Below are 19,952 nucleotides of genomic sequence, written 5' to 3' on the forward strand. Positions count from 1 at the left end.
GGGGTCGGGCCTGAGCACGCGTACTCAACCCGCAGCCTCGACGTACCCAGCCACCACCCCATCTCGCCGTGATCAGGCACTTGTGGCGAGTTCTCCACAGGTGCTCGACCGGGTCGGGACGGTCAGCGGACGTGCACCACGTCCCCCGCGCTGACCGCCCGGCCGTCGACGACCAGCCGGCCCTCGTCGTCCACCGCGTCGGCCCGACCGGCCAGCACCTCGCCGCCCGGCAGCTCGACGCGCACGTCCCGGCCGATGGTCGCGCAGAGCGCGGTGTACGCCGCGGCGAGCCCGGACGCCTCGGCGTCCCCGCTGGCCGCGGCCCAGGCGACGTAGCGCTCGGCGAGCTCGCTCAGCACCGCGACCAGGACCCTGGTGCGGTCGGTCTCCGTGGCCCCCTCGAGCAGCAGGGAGGTCGCCGTGGGCACCGGCCGCTCCTGCGCGGTCAGGGTGGTGTTGAGCCCCATGCCGAGGACGAGCGCGGGCCCGGCCGGGGTGTCGACCCGCTCGGCCAGCAGCCCGGCCAGCTTCCGGTCGCCGACCACCACGTCGTTGGGCCACTTGAGCGCGGCTCCCTCGACGCCAGCGACCCGGCGGACGACGTCGACGACGGCCACGCCCGCCATCAGCGGCAGCCAGCCCCAGCGCTCGGCGGCCACGTCGACCGGCCGGAGCAGGACGGACACCGCGAGGCTGGACCCGGCGGGTGCGGACCACGAGCGCCCGGCCCGGCCGCGGCCGGCGGTCTGCAGGTCGGCCACGAGCACCGTGCCCATGGGTGCGCCATCGCGGGCGCGGGCCGCCAGGTCGGCGTTGGTGGAGCCGGTCTCGCGCACCACCTCGAGGTCCCAGAGGCCCCCGGCGAGCCTGACGTTGAGCTCGGACGCGCGCAGCGCGGGGCGGAAGTCCGACACGCGGATAGGGTAGGGGCCCATGGCAGCCGAGCCCTCCGCCCTCCCCGTGTCGCCACCTCCTTCCGCGGGAGACGCGCCGCATCCCAAGACGACGGCGGGGCGGCGCGCCGAGCTCGAGCGCCGCCAGGCCGAGGTTCGCGCCGCCGCCGCGCGCGCCCAGGAGATGCAGCACAAGCGGGGCAAGCTCAGCGCCCGCGAGCGCATCGACCTGCTCCTCGACGAGGGGTCGTTCGTCGAGATCGACGAGCTGGCCCGGCACCGGTCCACCGACTTCGGCATGGAGCGCAACCGGCCGCACGGCGACGGCGCGATCACCGGCTACGGCACGGTGGACGGGCGCCAGGTCTTCATCTACAGCCAGGACTTCACCGCGTTCGGCGGCAGCCTCGGTGAGCGCCACGGGCAGAAGATCGTGAAGCTGCTCGACATGGCGCTCAAGACCGGGTGCCCGGTGATCGGGCTCAACGACGGCGGCGGGGCCCGCATCCAGGAGGGCGTCAATGCGCTCGCCCTCTTCGGCGACATCTTCACGCGCAACGTCGCCGCGTCCGGCGTCGTGCCGCAGATCTCGGTGATCCTCGGCCCCTGCGCCGGCGGCGCGGTCTACTCCCCCGCCCTGACCGACTTCACGATCATGGTCGAGGGCACCTCGCACATGTTCATCACGGGGCCGGACGTCATCAAGACGGTCACCGGTGAGGAGGTCGGGTTCGAGGAGCTCGGCGGCGCGCGGACGCACAACACCACCTCCGGCAACGCGCACTACATGGCGCACGGCGAGGAGGACGCGCTCGACTACGTCCGGGCCCTGCTCTCCTTCCTGCCGAGCAACAACCTCGAGGACGCCCCCGACTGGCACACGGAGGTCGACCTCGAGCCGACCGACGTCGACCTGTCGTTGGATTCGCTGATCCCGGATTCGCCGAACCAGCCGTACGACATCCGCAAGGTCATCGAGGCGGTCGTCGACGAGGGCGAGTTCCTCGAGGTGCAGCCGCTGTTCGCGCCCAACATCTGCGTCGGCTTCGGCCGGGTCGAGGGCCGGACCGTCGGCGTGGTGGCCAACCAGCCCATGCACTTCGCCGGCACGCTGGACATCGACGCCTCGGAGAAGGCCGCGCGCTTCGTGCGCACGTGCGACGCGTTCAACATCCCCGTCGTGACGTTCGTCGACGTGCCGGGCTTCCTCCCCGGCACCGCCCAGGAGTGGGACGGCATCATCCGGCGCGGCGCCAAGCTGATCTACGCCTACGCCGAGGCCACGGTCCCGAAGCTCACCGTCATCACGCGCAAGGCCTACGGCGGCGCCTACCTCGTCATGGGCTCCAAGCACCTGGGGGCCGACGTCAACCTCGCCTGGCCGACGGGCCAGATCGCGGTGATGGGCGCGCAGGGCGCGGTCAACATCCTGCACCGCAAGACCCTCGCGGCCAGCGAGGACCCGGACGGCGACCGCACGCAGCTCATCGAGGAGTACGAGCAGACGCTCGCCAACCCCTACGTCGCCGCCGAGCGGGGCCACATCGACGGGGTCATCCCGCCGTCGCAGACCCGCGCCTCGATCACCCGCGCACTGCGCCTGCTGCGGACCAAGCGCGAGTCGATGCCGCCCAAGAAGCACGGGAACATCCCGCTGTGAGCATCCCGCAGGAGCCCGGCGACGAGGTCTCGGTCGTCCACGGCAGCGCCGCCCCCGAGGACATCGCCGCCCTGCTCGCCGTGCTGATCTCGCACGCGGCTGCCCAGCCCCCCGCGGAGCCGCCGCACCGGTCCGCGTGGGGCAATCGGGCGTACGCGCACCGGCGCATGCTGCATCCCGGGCCGGGTGCGTGGCAGGCGGCGGTGCGGGGGCTCTGAGGGCGCCGGCCGGCGCTACAGCCCTGCAGCGACGCAACCGCCGCTGACCGGCAGCGACGCGCTGAGCCGCTACAGCTCGAGACGGTCGCCGCGGACGGGACCCGCACGGTCGTACCGGGCAGCGACGGGATGCTCGCCGGCGCCTTCGACCCCGCCACTACGGGCCGACTGCTCGTCTCCAGCCCGTCGATGGGGTGGGGGTGGCTCCAGAACGGCAGCTACGACGTCCTGCCGAACGGCGGGCAGTGCGCGTCACCGCGGCAGTGGGTACGTGTCGCGCCGGTGACGGGCTTCCTGGCCCTCGCCTGCGAAGGCGCGCTGGCTGTCGGGCGCTTGGACTCGGGCTTCTCGACGAAGTACCCGTTCTTCTTTCCCTTGAAGAACCTGGAGGGCCTGGCTCCCGACGCGACGGGAACCTGGTCACCCGACGGCGACACGCTCTGGTTCTCCGCCCCAAAGTCCCTGTCCCACACCGAGTACCCGGGAACGGTGGCCATAGCCGGCTGCCCCGGCTCGGCCGTCTGCGAAGCCGAGCCGCCCATGGACACGCAACTCGACGTCCGGCGGCTCGCCGTGGCCGCGGGCACGCCCCCGCTGCCGGTGACGCGCTCGCTGCACGCTTCGGAGGGGGTGCCTGCGATCGTCACCGGCCCTGTCCCGGACGTCTCGACGCCTACAGGTGCGGTCGGCCAGTGGCAACCGGACGGCGCGCTGGTCCTCAGCTGGTCGAACCCCGCCCGCCTGCTCACGGGCGTCCGGGTGACCCGCACCGACGGGCCCGGTCGACCTGCCGTGCTCGTCTACGAGGGCAAGGGCGACAGCTTCCGCGACATCGGGGTCCAGGCCGGCACCACGTACTCCTACGCGATCACCGGACTCGGCATCGACGGCGCGGAGCACGGTCCGCTGAACCTGGTCGTGCCCGGGCTACAAGTCAAGGTGAGCGCGACCGTGCGCGCCGCGGGGACGCCATCGGTCGTGCTCGGCCTGCCCGCGCCGCGGTCCTACGTGTCGTACGAGGTCCTGCAGGCCCGCTCCGGCGCCCCGCTGCGCCCGGTGGCGCACGTGCCCGCCAAGACGCGCCGGACCACCCTCGCGGCACCTGCTCTCGGAGGCTCCCCAGGGGTCGTCCTGCGGCTGGCGGTCCGTGGCATCGACCGGGCCGGCGGTTCAGGCCCGCTCACCTCGGTGCAGGTGCAGATGCCGTACGACGACCGGCAGGCACGCCGGAGCAGCGGATGGGCCCGGGTCCGGGACCCCGCGAGCTACCGCGGGACGCTGTCGGTCTCCCGCGCGCCGGGCGCGCGGCTCACGTGGTCGGTGACCGCCAAGCGGCTGGAGCTCAAGGGCCTGGTCGGGCCGCGGCAGGGTGTGCTCCTCGTCAGCGTTGACGGCCGCGACGTCGCGCGGGTGAGCCTCCGGGCGCGCACCCGTCGAGCAGACACCGTCCTGTGGCGCTCGTCCACGCTGCCACACGGTCGCCGTACGCGTCGTCGGTGGCTCCGGTCCCGTAGCCGTCGACGCGCTGACGTCACATCCGTAGCGAGCGGCGGCGACGATCAGGGCTCCGCCCAGGGTGGCGGCACGGCTTCTCTCTTCGTGCTGCCGCCCTGGGCGCCTCCCGGACGTCCCATCGGGTAGCGGTCACCCGGCCGGTCAGCTCCGAGCTGGTAGGGGCGTCGCCCTCGACGCATCGCGATCACGAGCCCGCCACGTGCCGGACCGGCGGGACGAGAGGGAGCAGACGGCTGCGAGGACGGGTCACGACCGGCGGCGGCGCGACCCCCGCCGCGCGGCCCCGTCCACGGCCGGCGAACCGCCCGGCACCCGAGGCCCCACGTACCGCCGGTCGGGCGCGCGGGCTCGGCCCCACGACCATGCAGCCGCGCGAGACGGCAGACCGCGCACGCGCCCGCGCAGCTACCCCGCCGCCGCGTCGATCCGCGGCAGCCGCCGTACGGCCAGCACCCCGAGCGCCGCAGCAGCGACCGCCAGCACGACACCCCCGACGACGACCCCGACGTCGGCGATGTTGAACGGCACCAGGTCCTCGGCCCAGGGCGCGCCGAGCACCCGGCGCCCGTAGGCGGCGACGGAGAGGTTGCGCAGCGCGGTGACCGGGCCGGCCAGCGAGATCTCCCAGATGACGACGTAGGCCAGGCCGATGAAGAGGCCCCGCCCGGACACCAGCGACAGCAGGACGAAGAGGGCGGTGTACGCCGCCGCGGTCAGCAGGGTCGCCGCGAGCAGGGACGACCACACCTTGCCGGTGTCCAGCTCCTCCCCGGTGCCCAGCACGCCGATGCCGACGACCGCCGGCAGGCTGACGAGCACGGTGGTGATCCAGGCCGCCGCCAGCTTGGCCCCGACGATGCGCCAGCGCGGGGTCGACGTGGACATGAGCAACGGCAGGGTGCCGCCCTCGCGCTCGTCGTCGAACGCGTTGACCCCGATGACGAGGGAGACCAGCGACAGCACGACGCCGATCAGCAGGTTGCCGCCGAGGGTCGCGTACGCGCTGTCGAAGTCGACCGGGTCGGCGGCGAGCCGGATGATCACGGCGACGATGCCGATGGCCAGCGGCAGGAACGCGATCGCCAGCGTGCGCCCGCGCACGAGCAGTGCCCGCAGCGCGAGCCCGAACATCGTCATCGGCCGACTCCCCGGGCGGCGCTGGTGAGCGCCGCGAAGACGCTCTCGAGATCCTCGCCGACCGGCTCGACCCGGCGCAGCCAGAGCCCGGCCTCGCGCGCGAGCACGGGCAGCCGGGTCGCCAGCGCGACGGCCTGCGCGGTCTCCACCGTGAGCTCCTCTCCCTCGAGCTCGACCGCGTGCACGAGGCCGTCGGCGAGCAGCAGGCCGCCGAGGCGGCGCGGGTCGTCGGTGGAGATGCGCACGGTGCGCGGCCGGTCGGTCATGAGGTCGCGGATGCCCTCGGCCGTGCCCTCGGCCACGAGCCTGCCGTTGACGACGACGAGCAGCCGGCTGGCCATGCGCTCGACCTCGGTGAGGATGTGCGAGGACACGAGCACGGTGCGGCCCTCGGCGCCGAGCCGGCGGATGAGCTCGACGTCCGCGCGCCGCTGCGCCGGGTCCAGCCCGTTGAGCGGCTCGTCCAGCAGGAGCACCGCGGGGTCGTGGGCGAGCGCCTGGGCGAGCTTGACCCGCTGCCGCATGCCCTTGGAGAAGCCGGCCACCTTGCGGTCGGCCGCCTCGGTCAGCCCCACCCGCTCGAGGGCGGCGGTGGCCGCGGCCCCGGCCGACGCGACGCCGCGCTGCGACGCGAGCAGCTCGACCGTCTGCCGGGCGGTGAGGAAGGGCCAGAGCCCTTCCGAGTCGGGGACCACGCCGAGCCCCTCGTGGACCGTCGGCTCGGCCCGCGGGTCGCGCCCGAGCACGCGCACGGTGCCCTGGCTGGGCGCGGTCCAGCCGGCCATCAGCGACAGGGTGGTCGACTTGCCGGCGCCGTTGTGGCCGAGCAGGCCGGTGACGCCGGGGTAGAGCTCGTAGGACACGTCGGACAGCGCCACCGTGTCGCCGAACCACTTGGAGACGTTGTCCAGGACGACGGGCGCGGTCGACACCGGGGCCACGGGAGCAGCGGTCACGACTCCCGCCCTCCCCGGTAGCGCCGCCAGAGCACGGCCGCGGCACCGAGCACGACGACGAGCCACACCGTCCACAGCAGGCCCTGCGGAGCGGTGACGTTGCCCTCCGGGGTGTCGAGGAACGACGCGGTCATGTCGATCGGCACGATCGGGAGCACGAAGGCGAGGAAGGCGTCGGAGTTGCTGATGGAAGCCACCGCGCCGCCGAGCGTCGAGGCCACCAGCATCACCCCGAGATACCCGCCGACCGCGAACACCCGCCGCGGCGTGAGCGACCCGATCGCGAGCCCCCAGCCGGCGTGGAAGAGGGCGAGCAGCATGCCCGCCAGCACGACCTTCGGCAGGTCCCCCGCGTGGTCGCCCACGTAGTCGATCGGCGAGTCCGAGACCAGGGCGCCGCCGACCAGCAGCACGAGCAGCGGGCCGAGGGTGACGAGCAGGATCAGCAGCAGCGCCGCGATGACCTTGCCCAGGACGTACTCCCAGGCGGACAGCGCGGTGGAGAAGTAGAGCGTGAGGACACGGTCCCGGCGGTCACGGGTGAGCAGCGACGGGATCGTGGTCGCGACGTAGGCGAGCAGCGGCGTCGCGATGAGCGCGAGCAGCTCGTAATAGCTCACGAAGTCCAGCGGCTCGGTGAACTCGTCGTTGTCCGGGACGAGCAGCGGGATGCCCACCGCAACCACGGCCGGGGCGTACGCCACCACCACGAGCAGGAACGGCCAGATCTTCGCGCCGGTCGAGCGCCGCACGCCCAGTGCCCCGAGCGCCGACGACCGGGCGAGCGCCAGCACGGCGTACACCCGCGGGCGCAGCTGCCCGGTGAACCGGGAGTAGCGGATGTCGTAGAGGACGGCGGGCGGCCGGGTCGGGGCGGTCACGAGCGCCCCCCGCCGGCGGGACGGTCCGATGACATCGCGTCGATGACGGCCTCCTCCAGCCGGTCCCCCTCGTCGGCGAGGCGCAGGATCCCGACGCCCTGCTCGGCGGCGAGGTCCCGCACGAGGGTCAGTGTGGTCTGGTCGCCGACCGCGATCCCGATGTCGCCCTGCTGGGTCGGGTACGTCGGCACCCCGCGGGAGTTGAGCATCCCCGCGAACGCGCCGAGGTCCCCGGTCACGCGCAGCGCGACCGGCCCGACGCGGGCGGCCGGCTCCACCGCCTGCTGGGCCGCGAGCCTGCCGGACCGGAGCACCACCACCTCGTCGCACGTCTGCTCGATGTCCTCGAGCACGTGGGAGGAGACGAGCACCCGGATGCCGAGCTCGCGGGAGAGCCGGCGCACGATCGAGAGCATCTCGCGCCGCCCGGCGGGGTCCAGCCCGCTCGTCGGCTCGTCGAGCACCACGAGGTCGGGCCCGTGCACGAGCGCCTGGGCCAGCTTGGCCCGCTGCCGCATGCCGAGCGAGTACGTCCCGATGGCCCGGCGGCGCTCCTCCTCGAGCCCGACCGCGAAGAGCACCTCGGAGGTACGCCGCCGCGCGTCGCGGCGGTTCAGCCCGCGCAGCTGGGCGATGTGCACGCACATGTCCTGCGCGGACATCTCGGTGGGCAGGCAGTTGTGCTCGGGCATGTAGCCCACGCGGCGGCGCACCGCGTCGCGGTCGGCGGCGGCGTCGATGCCAAGCACGCGGACCGTGCCCGAGTCGGGCGGGGTGAGCCCCAGCGCGACCTTCATGAGCGTGGACTTGCCGGCACCGTTGGCCCCGAGCAGGCCGGTCGCCGCGGCGCGCACCGTCACCGTCACGTCGGACAGCGCCTGCACCCCGCCGCGCGACCCGGCCCGGCCGAAGCTCTTGCTGACCCCGACGCACTCCAGCGCGGGGGTCTCGTTGGCGGCCACATCGGCACCATAGCGGGGCCGGTGGCCCGGACGGGTGACGCGATCTTGGGCGTGTCAGCGGCCGGCCGGTGGGCGGCCGCGCACGTCGACGGCCGGGGCCGCGAGGACCACGCCCACGAGCAGCAGGGCCGGGACGGCGAGCGCGGGGCCGAGCCCCACGACCTCGGCGATCCCGCCGATGACCGGAGGCCCGACGAGGAAGCCGAGGTAGCCCAGCGTGCTGACCCGGGCGATCCCGGCCCCGGCGGCCGCGCCGGGGATGCCGCCCGCCGCGCTGAACAGCACGGGGACCAGCACCGAGAGGCCGGCGCCGAGCAGCGCGAACCCGGCGATCGCCGAGACGCTGCCGGGCAGCAGCAGCCCGGCCAGCAGCCCGGCGCCGGCCAGGGCCGCGCCGCGCCGGACGGTGCGCACGGGGCCCCACGAGCCGGTCGCCCGGTCCCCCACGAGCCGCCCGAGCGTCATGCACAGGCTGAAGGCCGCGTACGCGGCGGTGGCCAGGCCGGGGCCGGCGTCCCGCTCGTCGCGCACGTAGACGGCGCCCCAGTCCGCGGCCGCACCCTCACCGAGCAGGCAGACGAAGGCCAGCACGCCGAGCAGCAGGACGCGGCGGCGGGCGTCGCGCGGCATGGCGCGCTTGCCGGCTCCCGGCTCCTCGGCCGCCGTGGCGTACCCGTCGGGCAGCAGGCGGGTGCTCGCGGCCAGCATGACCGGCGTGAGCACGACAGCGGTGGCCGTCAGGCTGGCGCGCGGGCCGATGTCGAGCTGGGCGGCGAGGCCGGCCAGCGCCACGCCGAGGAAGCCGCCCATGCTGAACCACGCGTGGAAGCTGCTCATGATCGGCCGCGCGTAGGCCCGCTCCACCCGCACCGCCTGCGCGTTCATCGACACGTCGAGCAGCCCGTTGGCGGCCCCGAGCGCGACGAGCGCCGCGGCGAGCGCCACCGGGCCGCCCGCCACGGCGACCGGGAGCAGGACGAGCGGCATCAGCAGCGCCGCCACGGTCAGGGTGCGGCGCTCGCCGAAGCGCGCGATCGCGGGCGGCACGAGCTGCATGCCGAGCACGGCGCCCACCGCCGGCCCGAGCAGGATCAGCCCGAGCTCGCCGTTCTGCAGCTCGAGTGCCCGCTTCACGTCGGGGATGCGCCCGACCCACGACCCGAAGGCCGTGCCGTTGACCAGGAAGACGACCGCGGTGGCGAACCGGGCCGCCACGGCGGGAGCGGGCGCGCGGCCCGAGGCGGCCGGTGCGGGGGCGACCGGGGTCTGCTCGTTCATGCGGGTCTCCGTCGAACGGTTTGATTAACCGTTTAACCATAGCCCGCCTAGACTGCTCCTCGCGAGCGGCCGGCAGGGCCGGCGGGACGGGGGGCGGCCGGGGTGGCGACGCTGCGCGACGTGGCCGCGGCCGCGGGCGTCTCGACCGCGACGGTCTCCAACGTCTTCAACGGCACCGGCCGGGTGTCCGAGGCGGTGCGCGCGCGCGTCACGGAGACCGCCGCGGCGCTCGGTTTCGCCGGCCCCAACCCCGCCGCGGCCTCGCTGCGGCGTGGCCGCGTGGGCATCATCGGCATCGTGCTCGCGGAGAACCTCGGGTACGCCCTCGGCGACCCGGCGGCGGGGGCGTTCCTCACCGGGGTGGCTGCGGTGGGCGACGCCGAGGACGTCGGGCTGACCCTGCTGCCCGCGCCGCCGGCGTCCCCCGGGGCGCCCGGCCCCGCGGCCCGCGGCCTGCCCACGCTCGAGCGCGCGGTGGTCGACGGCGCCATCGTCTACAGCATCGAGGAGGACTCCCCGGCGCTTCCCGCGCTCGTGGCCCGCGGCCTGCCCTTGGTCGCGGTGGACAGCCCGCGCGACGCCACCGGGGCGCCGTGGGTCGCGGTGGTCCGCGTGCAGGACAGGGGCGGGGCGCAGGCCGCGGCGCAGCACCTGCTCTCCCTCGGGCACCGCCGGGTGGCGGTGCTCGTGGACCGGCTGGCCACGGCACCGGCGCGCGGGCGCGCCACCTGGGCGGACGCCCGGCGCGCGGCCAGCAGCGTGATCCGCGAGCGGCTGGCGGGCTACGCCGACGCGTGGCGCGCGGCCGGCCTGCCGCTCTCGTCGCTCGAGGTGCACCAGGCCGGGGCCAACTCGGCGGAGGCGGGGGCGGGGGCGACGGCGGCCCTGCTCGCCGCCCCCTCTCCCGTGACGGGCGTCCTCTGTGTCAGCGACGTGCTCGCGCTCGGCGTCGTCCGCGCCGCGCAGGCCCGGTCCGCCGAGGTGCCCGGCGCCCTCTCCGTCGTCGGGTTCGACGACAGCCCGCTCGCCGCCGAGGCGGGGCTCACCACCGTCGCGCAGCCCTTGCGCGAGAAGGGCGAGGTCGCGGCCCGTGCACTGCTCGCGGCCCTGGCCGGGCGGCCCGTCGACGCGGCGCCCGTGCTGCCCGCGCGGCTGGTGGTGCGGGCCTCCACGGGCCCGCCGCGCGTCAACCGCTGCTGAGCACCACCAGCTGCCGCGTCGCGCGGGTCATGGCGACGTAGCGGTCCACCGCCCCCTCGACCCCGGCGCCGAGCCGCTGCGGGTCCACGAGCACGACGAGGTCGAACTCCAGCCCCTTGGCCAGCACCGGCGTCAGCGCGCGGACACGGCCCGAGGCCACGGGCGACGCGGCGGCGACGACGCAGGCCGTCCCCTCGGCGTTGTCCGCGAGCCAACGCTCGAGCACCTCGCTCAGCTGCGACGTCGTGCCGTGCAGGACCGGGATGCCGCTGCGGCGTACCGAGACCGGGACGTTGGCGTCGGGCAGCGCGGCCCGGATGACGGGCTCGGCCTCCACCATGACCTCCTCCGGGGTGCGGTAGTTGAGCCGCAGGGACGCGACCTGCACGCGGTCCAGCCCGACCCGCCCGAGGCGCTCGGCCCACGACCCGGCGAAGCCGTGCCGGGCCTGGGCGCGGTCGCCCACGACCGTGAAGCTGCGCGACGGGCAGCGGCTCAGCAGCATCTGCCACTCGGCGTCGGTCAGCTCCTGCGCCTCGTCCACGACGACGTGCGCGAACGGCCCGGCCAGCAGGTCCGGGTCTGCGGCCGGCAGCGCGGCCGCGTCGACCAGGGCCTCCTGCAGGTCCTCCCCGCGCAGCATCGACATCACGAGCATGTCCGAGTCGTCGGTGGCGATGAGGTTGTCGACGACGAGCTCCATGCGCTCGCGCTCGGCGGCGGCGGCCGCCTCCTGCCGGCGCCTGCGCCGGGCGGCCGCCGGGTCGCCGAGCCGCTGCCGCGCCGCGTCGAGCAGCGGCAGGTCCGACACCGTCCAGGCGTCCGGGCGCGGGCGTTGCAGCGCGCGCACCTGCTCCGCGGACAGCCAGGGGGCACACCGGCGCAGGTACGCCGGCACCGACCACAGGTCCCCGACCAGGTCGCTGGCCTCCAGCAGCGGCCACGCCCGGCCCAGCGCCGTGCGGAGCTCGGAGTTGCGCAGGAGCGAGCGGCGCAGGAGCTCGGGCGGGGCCTCGCCGTCGTCCTTGTCGACCAGGATCGCGACGAGCTCCTCCCAGACCTGGTCCCGCGCGTCGTTGTGCGGCGTGCCCGGCTCGGCCGCCGCGAACGCCTCGGCCCAGTCCTCGGCCTCCAACCGGAGCTCGGACCACTCGGTCCGGACGACGAGGGCCTGCGTGGGCGGCTCCTCGTACAGCCGGACGGCCGGCTCGATCGCCGTGACCAGCCGCCCCGAGGCCTTGAGCCGCGCGACCTGCGGGTCGGCCTCGACCGTGGCCGCCGCGCCCTCGGCGACAAGGTCGCGAAGGGTGCAGGTCCGCACGCCCTCCTCCCCGAGGCTCGGGAGCACGTCCGCCACGTAGGACAGGTACGGCTGATGCGGGCCGACGAAGAGCACGCCCCCGCGGTGGTGGCCCAGGCGCGGGTCGGTGTAGAGCAGGTACGCCGACCGGTGCAGCGCGACCACGGTCTTGCCGGTGCCGGGGCCGCCGTCGACGACCAGCGTGCCGGCCGACCCGGCCCGGATGACCGCGTCCTGGTCGGCCTGGATCGTGCCCAGGACGTCCCGCATGCGCGGGGACCGGCTGGCGCCGAGCGTGGCGAGAAAGGCGGACTGGTCGTCGAGGGCGGCGGCCTGCCCCGTGCTCCCGCCGACCTCGTCCAGCCCGTCGAGGGCGAACACCTCGTCCCAGTAGTCGCTCACCCGCCCCCGCGTCCAGCGGTACCTGCGCCGGCTGGCCAGCCCCATCGGGTCGGCGTGCGTGGCGCCGAAGAACGGCTCGGCCGCAGGGGACCGCCAGTCGACCAGCAGCCGCCGGCCGGCGCGGTCGGCGAGCCCGAGCCGGCCCACGTACACCGGCTCGGAGCCGTCCGCGGGCACCATGCGCCCCAGGCACAGGTCGATCCCGAAGCGGCGCAGGGCCCGCAGCCGCGCGGTCAGCCGGTGGACCTCCTGGTCCCGGTCGAGCGCCTCCTGCCCGGGCCCGCCCGGGCCACGGCGCGCGGAGGCCAGCCGCGCGGACAGGTCGACGACCGTCTCCTCGAGGCTCTGCGCGATCGCGGCGAAGTGCCGCTCGTCGCTGTCGATCAGATCGGGCACCGCCTTCGCCGCGAGCCGCCCGGGCAGGTCGAACGCACCGGTGGCCGCCGGGCTCACGCGGGCACCCCCGGCCGATGGAACACAAGCATTTCGCGACTCCGAGTTCGGCAATCGGTGCTTCCGACCGGCGATTCTGCGGCACCACAGGGGTCTTGCCACAAGCCCCCGGGCCCGCTATAGGTTGACAGTGGCGGGGAGCTGGCGCTTCCCGCCTTCGTCGTCCCCGGGCCATGGCGGCAGCCGTCGACGACGCAGCCGTTCCGGTATCACCAGCCCTGCCCGGCCCTCCTCCTCCTCGTGCTACGACGACTAGCCCTCGCCCTCGCGTGCGCCGGCGCGGCGCTCGCGCTCCCCGCTCCCGCCGCCCAGGCTGACGACATGGTCTGGTTCCAGACGCCGTCCGGGAACGTCCAGTGCGCCGTCTACAGCGACGGCGGCTGGCAGCTGCGCTGCGACATGCTCGAGACGACGAACACCCCGCCGCGCCGGCCGCGGGCGTGCGACTTCGACTACGGGCACGCCTTCGGCCTCGATGCCACGGGCAAGGGGCGCTACCTCTGCGTCAGCGACTTCATCGGCAACCCCGAGCAGGCCCGGACGGTGCGGTACGGCCGCTCGATCAAGGTCGGGCCCTTCACCTGCGTGTCCCGGGAGAGCGGGCTCACCTGCACCAACAAGCGCGCGCACGGCTTCACCCTGAGCAAGGCGCGGCAGCGGGTCTTCTGAGCGGCGGCCGGGGCACGCCGTAGCCTTCGCCCGTGCCCCGGCTCGTCCTCGCCTCCCAGTCCCCCGCCCGGCTGAAGACCCTGCGCGCGGCGGGCCTCGACCCCGAGGTGCTCGTCAGCGGCGTGGACGAGTCCGACGTGGCCGGGGAGCCGGCGTACGTCGCGCTCGAGCTCGCCGTCCGGAAGGCGCGGGCGGTCGCGGGCCGGGTCGAGGGCACGGCGCTCGTGGTCGGCTGCGACTCGGTGCTGGAGCTCGACGGCGAGGTGCACGGCAAGCCCGCGAACGCGGACGAGGCGCGGCAGCGCTGGCGGCGGATGCGCGGGCGGACGGGCACGCTGCACACCGGCCACTGCGTCATCGACACGGCCGACAGCCGCGAGGTCGCGCGGGGCGCAGGGACGCTGGTCCGCTTCGCCGACGTCACCGACGCCGAGATCGAGGCCTACGTCGCCACCGGGGAGCCGCTCGTGGTCGCGGGGGCGTTCACCGTCGACGGCCTCGGCGGCGCGTTCGTCGACGGCCTGGTGGGCGACCCGCACAACGTGGTGGGGATCAGCCTGCCGCTGCTGCGGCGGATGGTCGGCGAGCTCGGTGTCGCCTGGCCCGCGCTGTGGGCGCCCCGCTGAGGGGTCACCCCGAGGCGCGCCCGCGCCGCCAGTAGCCCATGAGGGCGACCCGTCGCCGGTCCAGCGCGTGCTCGGCCAGCAGGCACCGGCGCAGGTCGCGCACCATGCCGGCCTCACCGGCCACCCAGGCGTAGGGGCCGCTGCCGCGGTCGACGTCCTGGGGGGCGTCCCAGACGAGCGCCTCCGCGCCGGCGTCCGGGCCCGCGTCGGGATCGGGGACGGGAACCGCCTCCGGCCCGCACCCGGCCGAGCGCAGCGCGAGCGCCTCCCGGACCGCAGGCAGCAGCAGGCTCCCGTGCGCCGCCCCCTCCCGGCCCAGCCAGCGCAGCCGGACGCCGGGCGGGGCGTCGATCGCCAAGACGTCGGCGGCGTACGGGACCTCCAGCAGCGCCGTGCCGTGCGCGGTGCGCGGCAGCCGCTCGAGGATGGCCGCCACCGCGGGCACCGCCGTCTCGTCGGCGGCGAGCAGGACGTCGGGGTCGTCGGCCGGCAGATGGAACTCGTAGCCGCCGTAGGGGCCGGGGTGCCGGGCGTCCGGGGCGACGAAGCCGACCGGGCTGCCCGGGACCGCCGCGGCGGCCCAGCGCCCGGCCGGGCCGTTCGGCTCGTGGAGCACCAGGTCGACGTCGACCTCGCCGAGCTCGGGGCGCACGGCGCGCACGGTGTAGGTGCGCATCGGCAGCCGGGCCTCGTCGGGCAGGGCGCGCCAGCCGGCGTACCAGTCCGGGCCGCCGGGCAGCACGTCGAGCCCGGCGCCCGGCACCGGCAGCAGCAGCTTGCAGCGGGTGTCCCAGCCCTGGTCCGCGACGTGATGCAGGTCGTGCCCGGCCAGGGTCACCCGCACGAAGCTCGGGCTCAGCCGCTGCACCCGGCGGGCAGCGGTGAGGAAGAGCCCCCACGGCGCGACGGGGGCGGCGACCGGCGCGGCGGTCATGCCGGCCGCCCCGTCGTCGCCAGGACGTGATGACGGCCGATCGGCAGCATCAGCGGCCTCCCCGAGACCGGGTCGACGATCACCGTGCTGTCCAGGCCGAAGACCGCGCGCACCGTGTCCTCGGTCAGCACGTCCTCGGGCGTGCCGAGCGCGTGGATCCGGCCCGCCACCATGGCGACGAGGTGGTCGGCGTAACGGGCGGCGAGGTTCAGGTCGTGCAGGACCATGACCACCGTGGTGCCGCGCGAGCGGTTGAGGTCGGTGAGCAGGTCGAGGACCTCGACCTGGTGGCTGACGTCGAGGAAGGTCGTCGGCTCGTCGAGGAGGAGCACGTCGGTCTGCTGCGCGAGCGCCATCGCGATCCACACCCGCTGACGCTGGCCGCCGGACAGCTCGTCGACCGGCCGGTCCGCCAGCTCGGCCGTGTCGGTCGCCTCCAGCGCGGCGGCGACGGCGGCGTCGTCCTCCTTGCTCCAGCGCGTGAGCACGCCCTGGTGCGGATGGCGCCCGCGCCCCACCAGGTCCGAGACGACGATGCCCTCGGGCGCGATCGGCGACTGCGGGAGCAGGCCGAGCGTCCGGGCCAGCGCCTTGGCCGGGGTCCGGTGGACCTGCTTGCCGTCGAGCAGGACGTGACCGCCCTTGGGCGAGAGCAGCCGCGACATCGAGCGCAGCAGCGTCGTCTTGCCGCAGGCGTTGGCACCGACGATCGCGGTCACCTTGCCCGGCGGCACCGTCAGGTCCAGCCCGGACACGACGACCCGGTCGCGGTAGCCGAGGGTGAGCCCCTCCGCCCGCAGGGTGTGGGCTGTGGTCACAGCGAGCCCCCGGCTCTGTTGGAGCGGACGATGAGGTAGACGAGGTACGGCGCGCCCAGCACACCGGTCACGACACCGACCGGCAGGCGGGTGTCGAAGGCGTACTGGCCGCAGTAGTCCGCGAGCAGCACGAGCAGCGCGCCGACGAGGGCGGCGGGCAGCAGGAGCGAGCCGCCGGGACCGACGATGCGGGCGGCGATCGGCCCGGACAGGAACGCCACGAACGCGATGGGGCCGGTGGCCGCCGTGGCGAAGGCGATCAGCCCGACGGCGGCCAGGATCACCAGGACCCGGGTGCGCTCGACGTCGACCCCCAGCGCGGACGCCGCGTCGTCGCCGAGCTGCAGCAGCCCCAGGTTGCGCGACTGCGCCAGCAGGACCGGGGCGAGGACGACGAGCGCGCCCATCGTCGGCAGCACCTCGGCCCACGAGACGCCGTTGAGGCTGCCGGAGAGCCAGCGCAGCGTCTCCTGCAGGTCCCACTGGCTGGCCCGGGTGAGGACGTAGTCGGTGATGCTGACGCACATCGCGGCGATGCCGATGCCGATGAGGACCAGCCGCGTCCCGTGCACCCCGTCCCGGAAGGACAGGACGTAGATCAGCAGTGCGACGCCCAGGCTGGCGACGATCGCGACGAGCGAGACGTCGGTCCCGCTGAGCCCCAGCGTCACGATCGCGAACGCGGCGGCCGCGCTGGCACCGGCCGTGATCCCGATGAGGTCCGGGCTGGCGAGCGGGTTGCGCAGCATGGTCTGGAAGGTGACGCCGCCCAGGCCGAAGCAGGCACCGGCGAGCACGGCGAGCACTGCCCGCGGCAGCCGCAGCCGGCCCACCGCGAAGGAGGCGCCGGGCACGTCCTCGCCGAGGGCGACGCGGACGACGTCGGGGAAGGCGTAGAACGTGCGGCCGAGCATCACGTTGGCGAGGAACGCCGCGACGATGAGCACCGCGAGCACGGCGGCGACGACGAGGCGGCGGCGGCCGCGCCGGGCGCGGCCCGCGGCCACCGCCTCGGCGGTCAGCCCGGGGCGAGCGGTCGCGGCCGCGGGGAGCAGGGCCGTCACAGTGCACGCACCTTCTGCCGGCGGACGATCCAGATGAACACCGGCGCCCCGACGAAGGCGGTCACTATGCCCACGTCGAGCTCGCTCGGCCGGGCGACCACGCGGCCGACCACGTCGGCCGCGGTCAGCAGGCACGCGCCGAGGACGGTGGAGAACGGCAGCACCCACCGGTGGTCGACCCCGACCAGCAGCCGGGCCAGGTGTGGCACCGCGAGCCCGACGAACCAGATCGGGCCGGCCACCGCCACCGCCGCGCCGCAGAGCAGCACGGCGCCGAGCGCGGCGGTGGCCCGGGCGACCGCGACCCGCTCGCCGAGCCCGGCCGCGAGCTCGTCGCCCAGCGCTAGGGAGTTGAGGCCGCGGGCGCACAGGACGCTGACGACGAAGCCGACGAGGAGGAAGGGCGCGACCAGGCCGATGGTGTCGTATGTCGCGCCGCCGACTCCCCCGACCCGCCAGGACTGGATGTTCGCGGAGATGTCCCCGCGCGGCAGCGCGATGGCGGTGATGAACGAGACGAACGCGGCCGAGGTGGCAGTTCCCGCCAGGGCCAGCTTGAGCGGGGTCGCGCCGCCGCGGCCCAGCGAGCCCACGGCGTAGACGAACACCGCGCTGACCCCCGCGCCGGCGATCGCGACCCAGACGTAGTCGCTCGCGACGGAGAGCCCGAACCAGGCGATGCCGATGACGACCGCGAGCGCGGCGCCCATGCTCACGCCGAGGATGCCCGGGTCGGCCAGCGGGTTGCGGGTGACGCCCTGCATGACGGCGCCGGCCAGGCCGAGGGCGGCGCCGACGACCACCGCGAGCAGCGTGCGGGGCACGCGCTTCGCGACCGCCGCCTCGGCGATGGTCTCGTCACCGCCGGTCAGCCCGGCCCAGATGTCCGAGAGCGTGACGCCCCGGGATCCGATGGCCACCGACAGGGCGACGAGCACGACGAGCAGGGCGAGCGCGAGCAGGGCCCACAGGGCCCGCCGCGGGCGCCGTACGGGGACGGCGCTCACGGCGGACACCGCGGGAGGGGGAGCGACAGCCGTCACGCGGAGGCGTCAGCGGCCTTGGCGAGCATGCCGACGTAGTCCTCGAGGACGTACGAGATGGCCAGCGGCGTCGGGTTGGCCGCCGTGCCCAGCGGGGTCGAGGGCAGCAGCACGATGGCGTCGTTGGCCACGGCGGGCATCTTCGACAGCAGCGGGTCGGCCTTCAGCGTCTTCACGAGCTCGTCGTCGCCGTAGGTCACGATGATGTCCACGTCGTCGAACTGGTCGACCTGCTCGGCGCTGATGGTGCCGGAGAACTGGTCGTTCGACGCGGACGCGTCCTCGATGCTCTTCGGGGTGCCCAGCCCGAGGTCGCCGAAGAACTTCGCCCGGGTGTCGTGGGTGGTGTAGAAGCTGACCTCGCTGAGGTCGGTCGGGTCGACGTGCGTGAGGAACATCGTCTTCTTGCCCGCGATCTGCGGGCTCGCGGCCGCGGCCTGCTGGATCTCGCTCTCGAGGTCGGTGATCAGCTGCTCGCCCTCGGCGGCCATGCCGATGCCCTGGCTGTTGAGCCGGATCATGTCCTTCCAGTCGGTCCCCCAGGCGACCTCCGGGTAGGCGACGACCGGGGCGATCTCGCTCAGCGTGTCGTAGTCCTCCTGGGTGAGCCCTGAGTAGGAGGCGAGGATGACGTCGGGGTCGGTGTCGGCGACCGCCTCGAAGTCGATGCCGTCGGTCTCGTCGAAGAGCACCGGCGTCGTCGCGCCGAGCTCGTCGAGGCGGGCCTTCACCCACGGCAGCAGGCCGTCGGAGTCGTCGTCGCCGAAGTTCGCAGCGGCCATGCCGACCGGCACCACGCCGAGGGCCAGCGGCACCTCGTGGTTGGCCCACTGGACGGTGGCGACACGCTCGGGCTTCGCTTCGATCGTCGTCGTGCCCAGCGCGTGCTCGATCGTGATCGGGAACTGCTGGGCGGGCGCGGACGCCGACGCCTCGGGCGTCGACGGCGCGGCGGTCGTCGCCTCGTCGTCGTCGGAGCCCCCGCAGCCGGTGAGCAGCAGGGCGGCGACGGCGGTCAGGGCACCGACCACCGTACGAGAAGAGCGGAGCAAAGCGGTTCCTTCCGTCAAGCGTCGATTCCCCCGAGGGCAAGGTTAAGGTAAGCCTCACCTACCTGGGAGAAGAACTCATGCACGGCCTGGTCGTCCGCAAGCAGCAGCTCACTCCGTCGATGGTGCGGATCGTGCTCGGCGGAGGGGGTCTGGACGGTTTCGTCATGACCGAGGCGACCGACGCGTACGTCAACCTCGCCTTCGCCCCCGAGGGAGCCGGCTACTCCGGCGCCTTCGACTGCGCCCAGGTCCGCGAGACCCGTCCGCGTGAGGAGTGGCCGGCCCGCCGCCGCTTCACCGTCCGGCGCTGGGACGAGGCCGAGCGCGAGCTGACGATCGACTTCGTCGTGCACGGCGACGTGGGCGTGGCGGGGCGCTGGGCGGCGGCGGCCCAGCCCGGCGACGTGCTCGTGCTGGAGGGCCCGGCCGGCGGCTACCGTCCCGACCCCGCAGCCGGCTGGCACCTGCACGTGGGCGACGAGTCCGCGCTGCCGGCCATCGCCGCCTCGCTCGAGGCCCTGCCGGCCGGCGCCCGCGCGGTCGTCCGGCTGGTCTGCGACGGGCCCGGCCACGAGGTCGAGCTGCCTGCGGCCCCCGGCCTGGACGTCGCGTGGCTGCACCGCACCGGCGCGGCCTCCGACGTCGACCTGCTGCTCGAGGCACTGCGCGGCCTGGACTTCCCGGCCGGCTCGACGGACGCGGTGCACGCGTTCGTCCACGGGGAGGCGGAGGAGATCCGGGCCGTACGCCGCCACCTGCTGCAGCGCGGGGTCCCGCGGACGGCGATGTCCTGCTCGCCCTACTGGCGGCGCACCATGACCGACGAGGCCTGGCGCCGTGTCAAGGGCGACTTCGTCGCGGCCATGGAGGCCGAGGCGTCCTGACGCCCTC

General features: G+C 74.9%; 19 protein-coding genes. 7 read left to right on the forward strand and 12 right to left on the reverse strand.

Translation table 11 applies throughout. The annotated features are described in order from the left end of the window. Positions 1 to 122: 122 nt before the first annotated feature. The gene (locus tag G9H72_RS01145; protein WP_166166315.1) at positions 123 to 935 is read right to left on the reverse strand and encodes a biotin--[acetyl-CoA-carboxylase] ligase; all 813 of its coding nucleotides are present in this window, start codon (positions 933 to 935) and stop codon (positions 123 to 125) included. Between G9H72_RS01145 and G9H72_RS01150 the strand changes: the two genes are divergently transcribed. The 3 genes from G9H72_RS01150 (at position 934) to G9H72_RS01160 (ending at position 4,412) form a co-directional block, all read left to right on the forward strand. Further along, complete coding sequence (locus tag G9H72_RS01150; RefSeq protein WP_166166317.1) at positions 934 to 2,553, forward strand: acyl-CoA carboxylase subunit beta; 1,620 nt, start codon at positions 934 to 936, stop codon at positions 2,551 to 2,553. The genes G9H72_RS01145 and G9H72_RS01150 overlap by 2 nt on opposite strands. Further along, positions 2,550 to 2,771 (forward strand): acyl-CoA carboxylase subunit epsilon, encoded by a 222-nt coding sequence (locus tag G9H72_RS01155; RefSeq protein WP_166166319.1) that lies wholly within the window; start codon positions 2,550 to 2,552, stop codon positions 2,769 to 2,771. The genes G9H72_RS01150 and G9H72_RS01155 overlap by 4 nt, the downstream gene beginning before the upstream one ends. A 129-nt stretch (positions 2,772 to 2,900) precedes the next feature. Continuing rightward, on the forward strand, positions 2,901 to 4,412 hold the full coding sequence (locus G9H72_RS01160) for a hypothetical protein (protein WP_166166323.1): 1,512 nt from the start codon (positions 2,901 to 2,903) through the stop codon (positions 4,410 to 4,412). A 279-nt stretch (positions 4,413 to 4,691) separates the two neighbouring features. On the opposite strand, the gene G9H72_RS01165 is transcribed toward G9H72_RS01160, so the two are convergent. Genes G9H72_RS01165 through G9H72_RS01185 form a run of 5 tightly spaced genes read right to left on the reverse strand, consistent with a single transcriptional unit; the run spans position 4,692 to position 9,500 of the window. Further along, a complete protein-coding gene (locus G9H72_RS01165; protein ID WP_166166325.1) occupies positions 4,692 to 5,423 on the reverse strand; it encodes an ABC transporter permease subunit in 732 nt (243 codons plus the stop codon). After that, positions 5,420 to 6,379: an ABC transporter ATP-binding protein gene (locus tag G9H72_RS01170; protein ID WP_331271871.1), complete on the reverse strand. Its 960-nt coding sequence runs from the start codon at positions 6,377 to 6,379 to the stop codon at positions 5,420 to 5,422. Before G9H72_RS01170 ends, G9H72_RS01165 begins: the two co-directional genes overlap by 4 nt. Further along, complete coding sequence (locus G9H72_RS01175; RefSeq protein WP_166166327.1) at positions 6,376 to 7,260, reverse strand: ABC transporter permease; 885 nt, start codon at positions 7,258 to 7,260, stop codon at positions 6,376 to 6,378. Before G9H72_RS01175 ends, G9H72_RS01170 begins: the two co-directional genes overlap by 4 nt. Then, positions 7,257 to 8,222: an ABC transporter ATP-binding protein gene (locus tag G9H72_RS01180; protein ID WP_331271872.1), complete on the reverse strand. Its 966-nt coding sequence runs from the start codon at positions 8,220 to 8,222 to the stop codon at positions 7,257 to 7,259. Before G9H72_RS01180 ends, G9H72_RS01175 begins: the two co-directional genes overlap by 4 nt. Before the next feature lie 54 nt (positions 8,223 to 8,276). Continuing rightward, complete coding sequence (locus G9H72_RS01185) at positions 8,277 to 9,500, reverse strand: MFS transporter (protein ID WP_166166330.1); 1,224 nt, start codon at positions 9,498 to 9,500, stop codon at positions 8,277 to 8,279. A 102-nt stretch (positions 9,501 to 9,602) separates the two neighbouring features. Between G9H72_RS01185 and G9H72_RS01190 the strand changes: the two genes are divergently transcribed. After that, positions 9,603 to 10,700 carry a LacI family DNA-binding transcriptional regulator gene (locus tag G9H72_RS01190; protein ID WP_166166332.1) on the forward strand — a complete coding sequence of 366 codons (1,098 nt, stop codon included), beginning with the start codon at positions 9,603 to 9,605 and terminating at the stop codon, positions 10,698 to 10,700. Here G9H72_RS01190 and helR read toward each other — a convergent pair. Continuing rightward, a complete protein-coding gene (gene helR, locus G9H72_RS01195; RefSeq protein WP_166166334.1) occupies positions 10,687 to 12,855 on the reverse strand; it encodes an RNA polymerase recycling motor ATPase HelR in 2,169 nt (722 codons plus the stop codon). The two genes, G9H72_RS01190 and helR, sit on opposite strands and share 14 nt — an antisense overlap. 240 nt (positions 12,856 to 13,095) lie before the next feature. Here helR and G9H72_RS01200 point away from each other — a divergent pair, with 240 nt between their 5' ends. Both G9H72_RS01200 and G9H72_RS01205 read left to right on the forward strand, forming a co-directional pair. After that, positions 13,096 to 13,524 carry a DUF6636 domain-containing protein gene (locus G9H72_RS01200; protein ID WP_331271873.1) on the forward strand — a complete coding sequence of 143 codons (429 nt, stop codon included), beginning with the start codon at positions 13,096 to 13,098 and terminating at the stop codon, positions 13,522 to 13,524. A gap of 32 nt (positions 13,525 to 13,556) precedes the next feature. Continuing rightward, the gene (locus G9H72_RS01205) at positions 13,557 to 14,150 is read left to right on the forward strand and encodes a Maf family protein (RefSeq protein ID WP_166166338.1); all 594 of its coding nucleotides are present in this window, start codon (positions 13,557 to 13,559) and stop codon (positions 14,148 to 14,150) included. 4 nt (positions 14,151 to 14,154) lie between these two features. Here the strand turns inward: G9H72_RS01205 and G9H72_RS01210 are convergent, their stop codons facing one another. The 5 genes from G9H72_RS01210 to G9H72_RS01230 are packed head-to-tail and all read right to left on the reverse strand — an operon-like array spanning position 14,155 to position 19,061. After that, positions 14,155 to 15,084 carry a siderophore-interacting protein gene (locus G9H72_RS01210; protein WP_166166340.1) on the reverse strand — a complete coding sequence of 310 codons (930 nt, stop codon included), beginning with the start codon at positions 15,082 to 15,084 and terminating at the stop codon, positions 14,155 to 14,157. Beyond that, complete coding sequence (locus G9H72_RS01215) at positions 15,081 to 15,902, reverse strand: ABC transporter ATP-binding protein (RefSeq protein ID WP_166166342.1); 822 nt, start codon at positions 15,900 to 15,902, stop codon at positions 15,081 to 15,083. The genes G9H72_RS01210 and G9H72_RS01215 overlap by 4 nt, the downstream gene beginning before the upstream one ends. Beyond that, positions 15,899 to 16,957 carry a FecCD family ABC transporter permease gene (locus tag G9H72_RS01220; RefSeq protein WP_231126264.1) on the reverse strand — a complete coding sequence of 353 codons (1,059 nt, stop codon included), beginning with the start codon at positions 16,955 to 16,957 and terminating at the stop codon, positions 15,899 to 15,901. The genes G9H72_RS01215 and G9H72_RS01220 overlap by 4 nt, the downstream gene beginning before the upstream one ends. Before the next feature lie 5 nt (positions 16,958 to 16,962). Then, on the reverse strand, positions 16,963 to 18,009 hold the full coding sequence (locus tag G9H72_RS01225) for a FecCD family ABC transporter permease (RefSeq protein ID WP_407939513.1): 1,047 nt from the start codon (positions 18,007 to 18,009) through the stop codon (positions 16,963 to 16,965). After that, positions 18,006 to 19,061, reverse strand: coding sequence for an iron-siderophore ABC transporter substrate-binding protein (locus tag G9H72_RS01230; protein WP_231126165.1), 1,056 nt, complete (start codon positions 19,059 to 19,061; stop codon positions 18,006 to 18,008). The genes G9H72_RS01225 and G9H72_RS01230 overlap by 4 nt, the downstream gene beginning before the upstream one ends. 77 nt (positions 19,062 to 19,138) lie before the next feature. Between G9H72_RS01230 and G9H72_RS01235 the strand changes: the two genes are divergently transcribed. Next, positions 19,139 to 19,945 carry a siderophore-interacting protein gene (locus G9H72_RS01235; protein WP_166166346.1) on the forward strand — a complete coding sequence of 269 codons (807 nt, stop codon included), beginning with the start codon at positions 19,139 to 19,141 and terminating at the stop codon, positions 19,943 to 19,945. Positions 19,946 to 19,952: the final 7 nt, after the last annotated feature.

The sequence above is a fragment of the Motilibacter aurantiacus genome (assembly GCF_011250645.1).
In the GTDB taxonomy this organism is placed as follows: Bacteria; Actinomycetota; Actinomycetes; order Motilibacterales; family Motilibacteraceae; genus Motilibacter_A; species Motilibacter_A aurantiacus.

Bases quoted from the DNA above. Each gene is read 5' to 3' on its own strand.
- G9H72_RS01165 (WP_166166325.1), bottom strand. From the start codon at position 5,423: ATGACGATGTTCGGGCTCGCGCTGCGGGCACTGCTCGTGCGCGGGCGC.
- G9H72_RS01160 (WP_166166323.1), top strand. From the start codon at position 2,901: ATGCTCGCCGGCGCCTTCGACCCCGCCACTACGGGCCGACTGCTCGTC.
- G9H72_RS01210 (WP_166166340.1), bottom strand. From the start codon at position 15,084: ATGACCGCCGCGCCGGTCGCCGCCCCCGTCGCGCCGTGGGGGCTCTTC.
- G9H72_RS01150 (WP_166166317.1), top strand. From the start codon at position 934: ATGGCAGCCGAGCCCTCCGCCCTCCCCGTGTCGCCACCTCCTTCCGCG.
- G9H72_RS01145 (WP_166166315.1), bottom strand. From the start codon at position 935: ATGGGCCCCTACCCTATCCGCGTGTCGGACTTCCGCCCCGCGCTGCGC.
- G9H72_RS01185 (WP_166166330.1), bottom strand. From the start codon at position 9,500: ATGAACGAGCAGACCCCGGTCGCCCCCGCACCGGCCGCCTCGGGCCGC.
- G9H72_RS01235 (WP_166166346.1), top strand. From the start codon at position 19,139: ATGCACGGCCTGGTCGTCCGCAAGCAGCAGCTCACTCCGTCGATGGTG.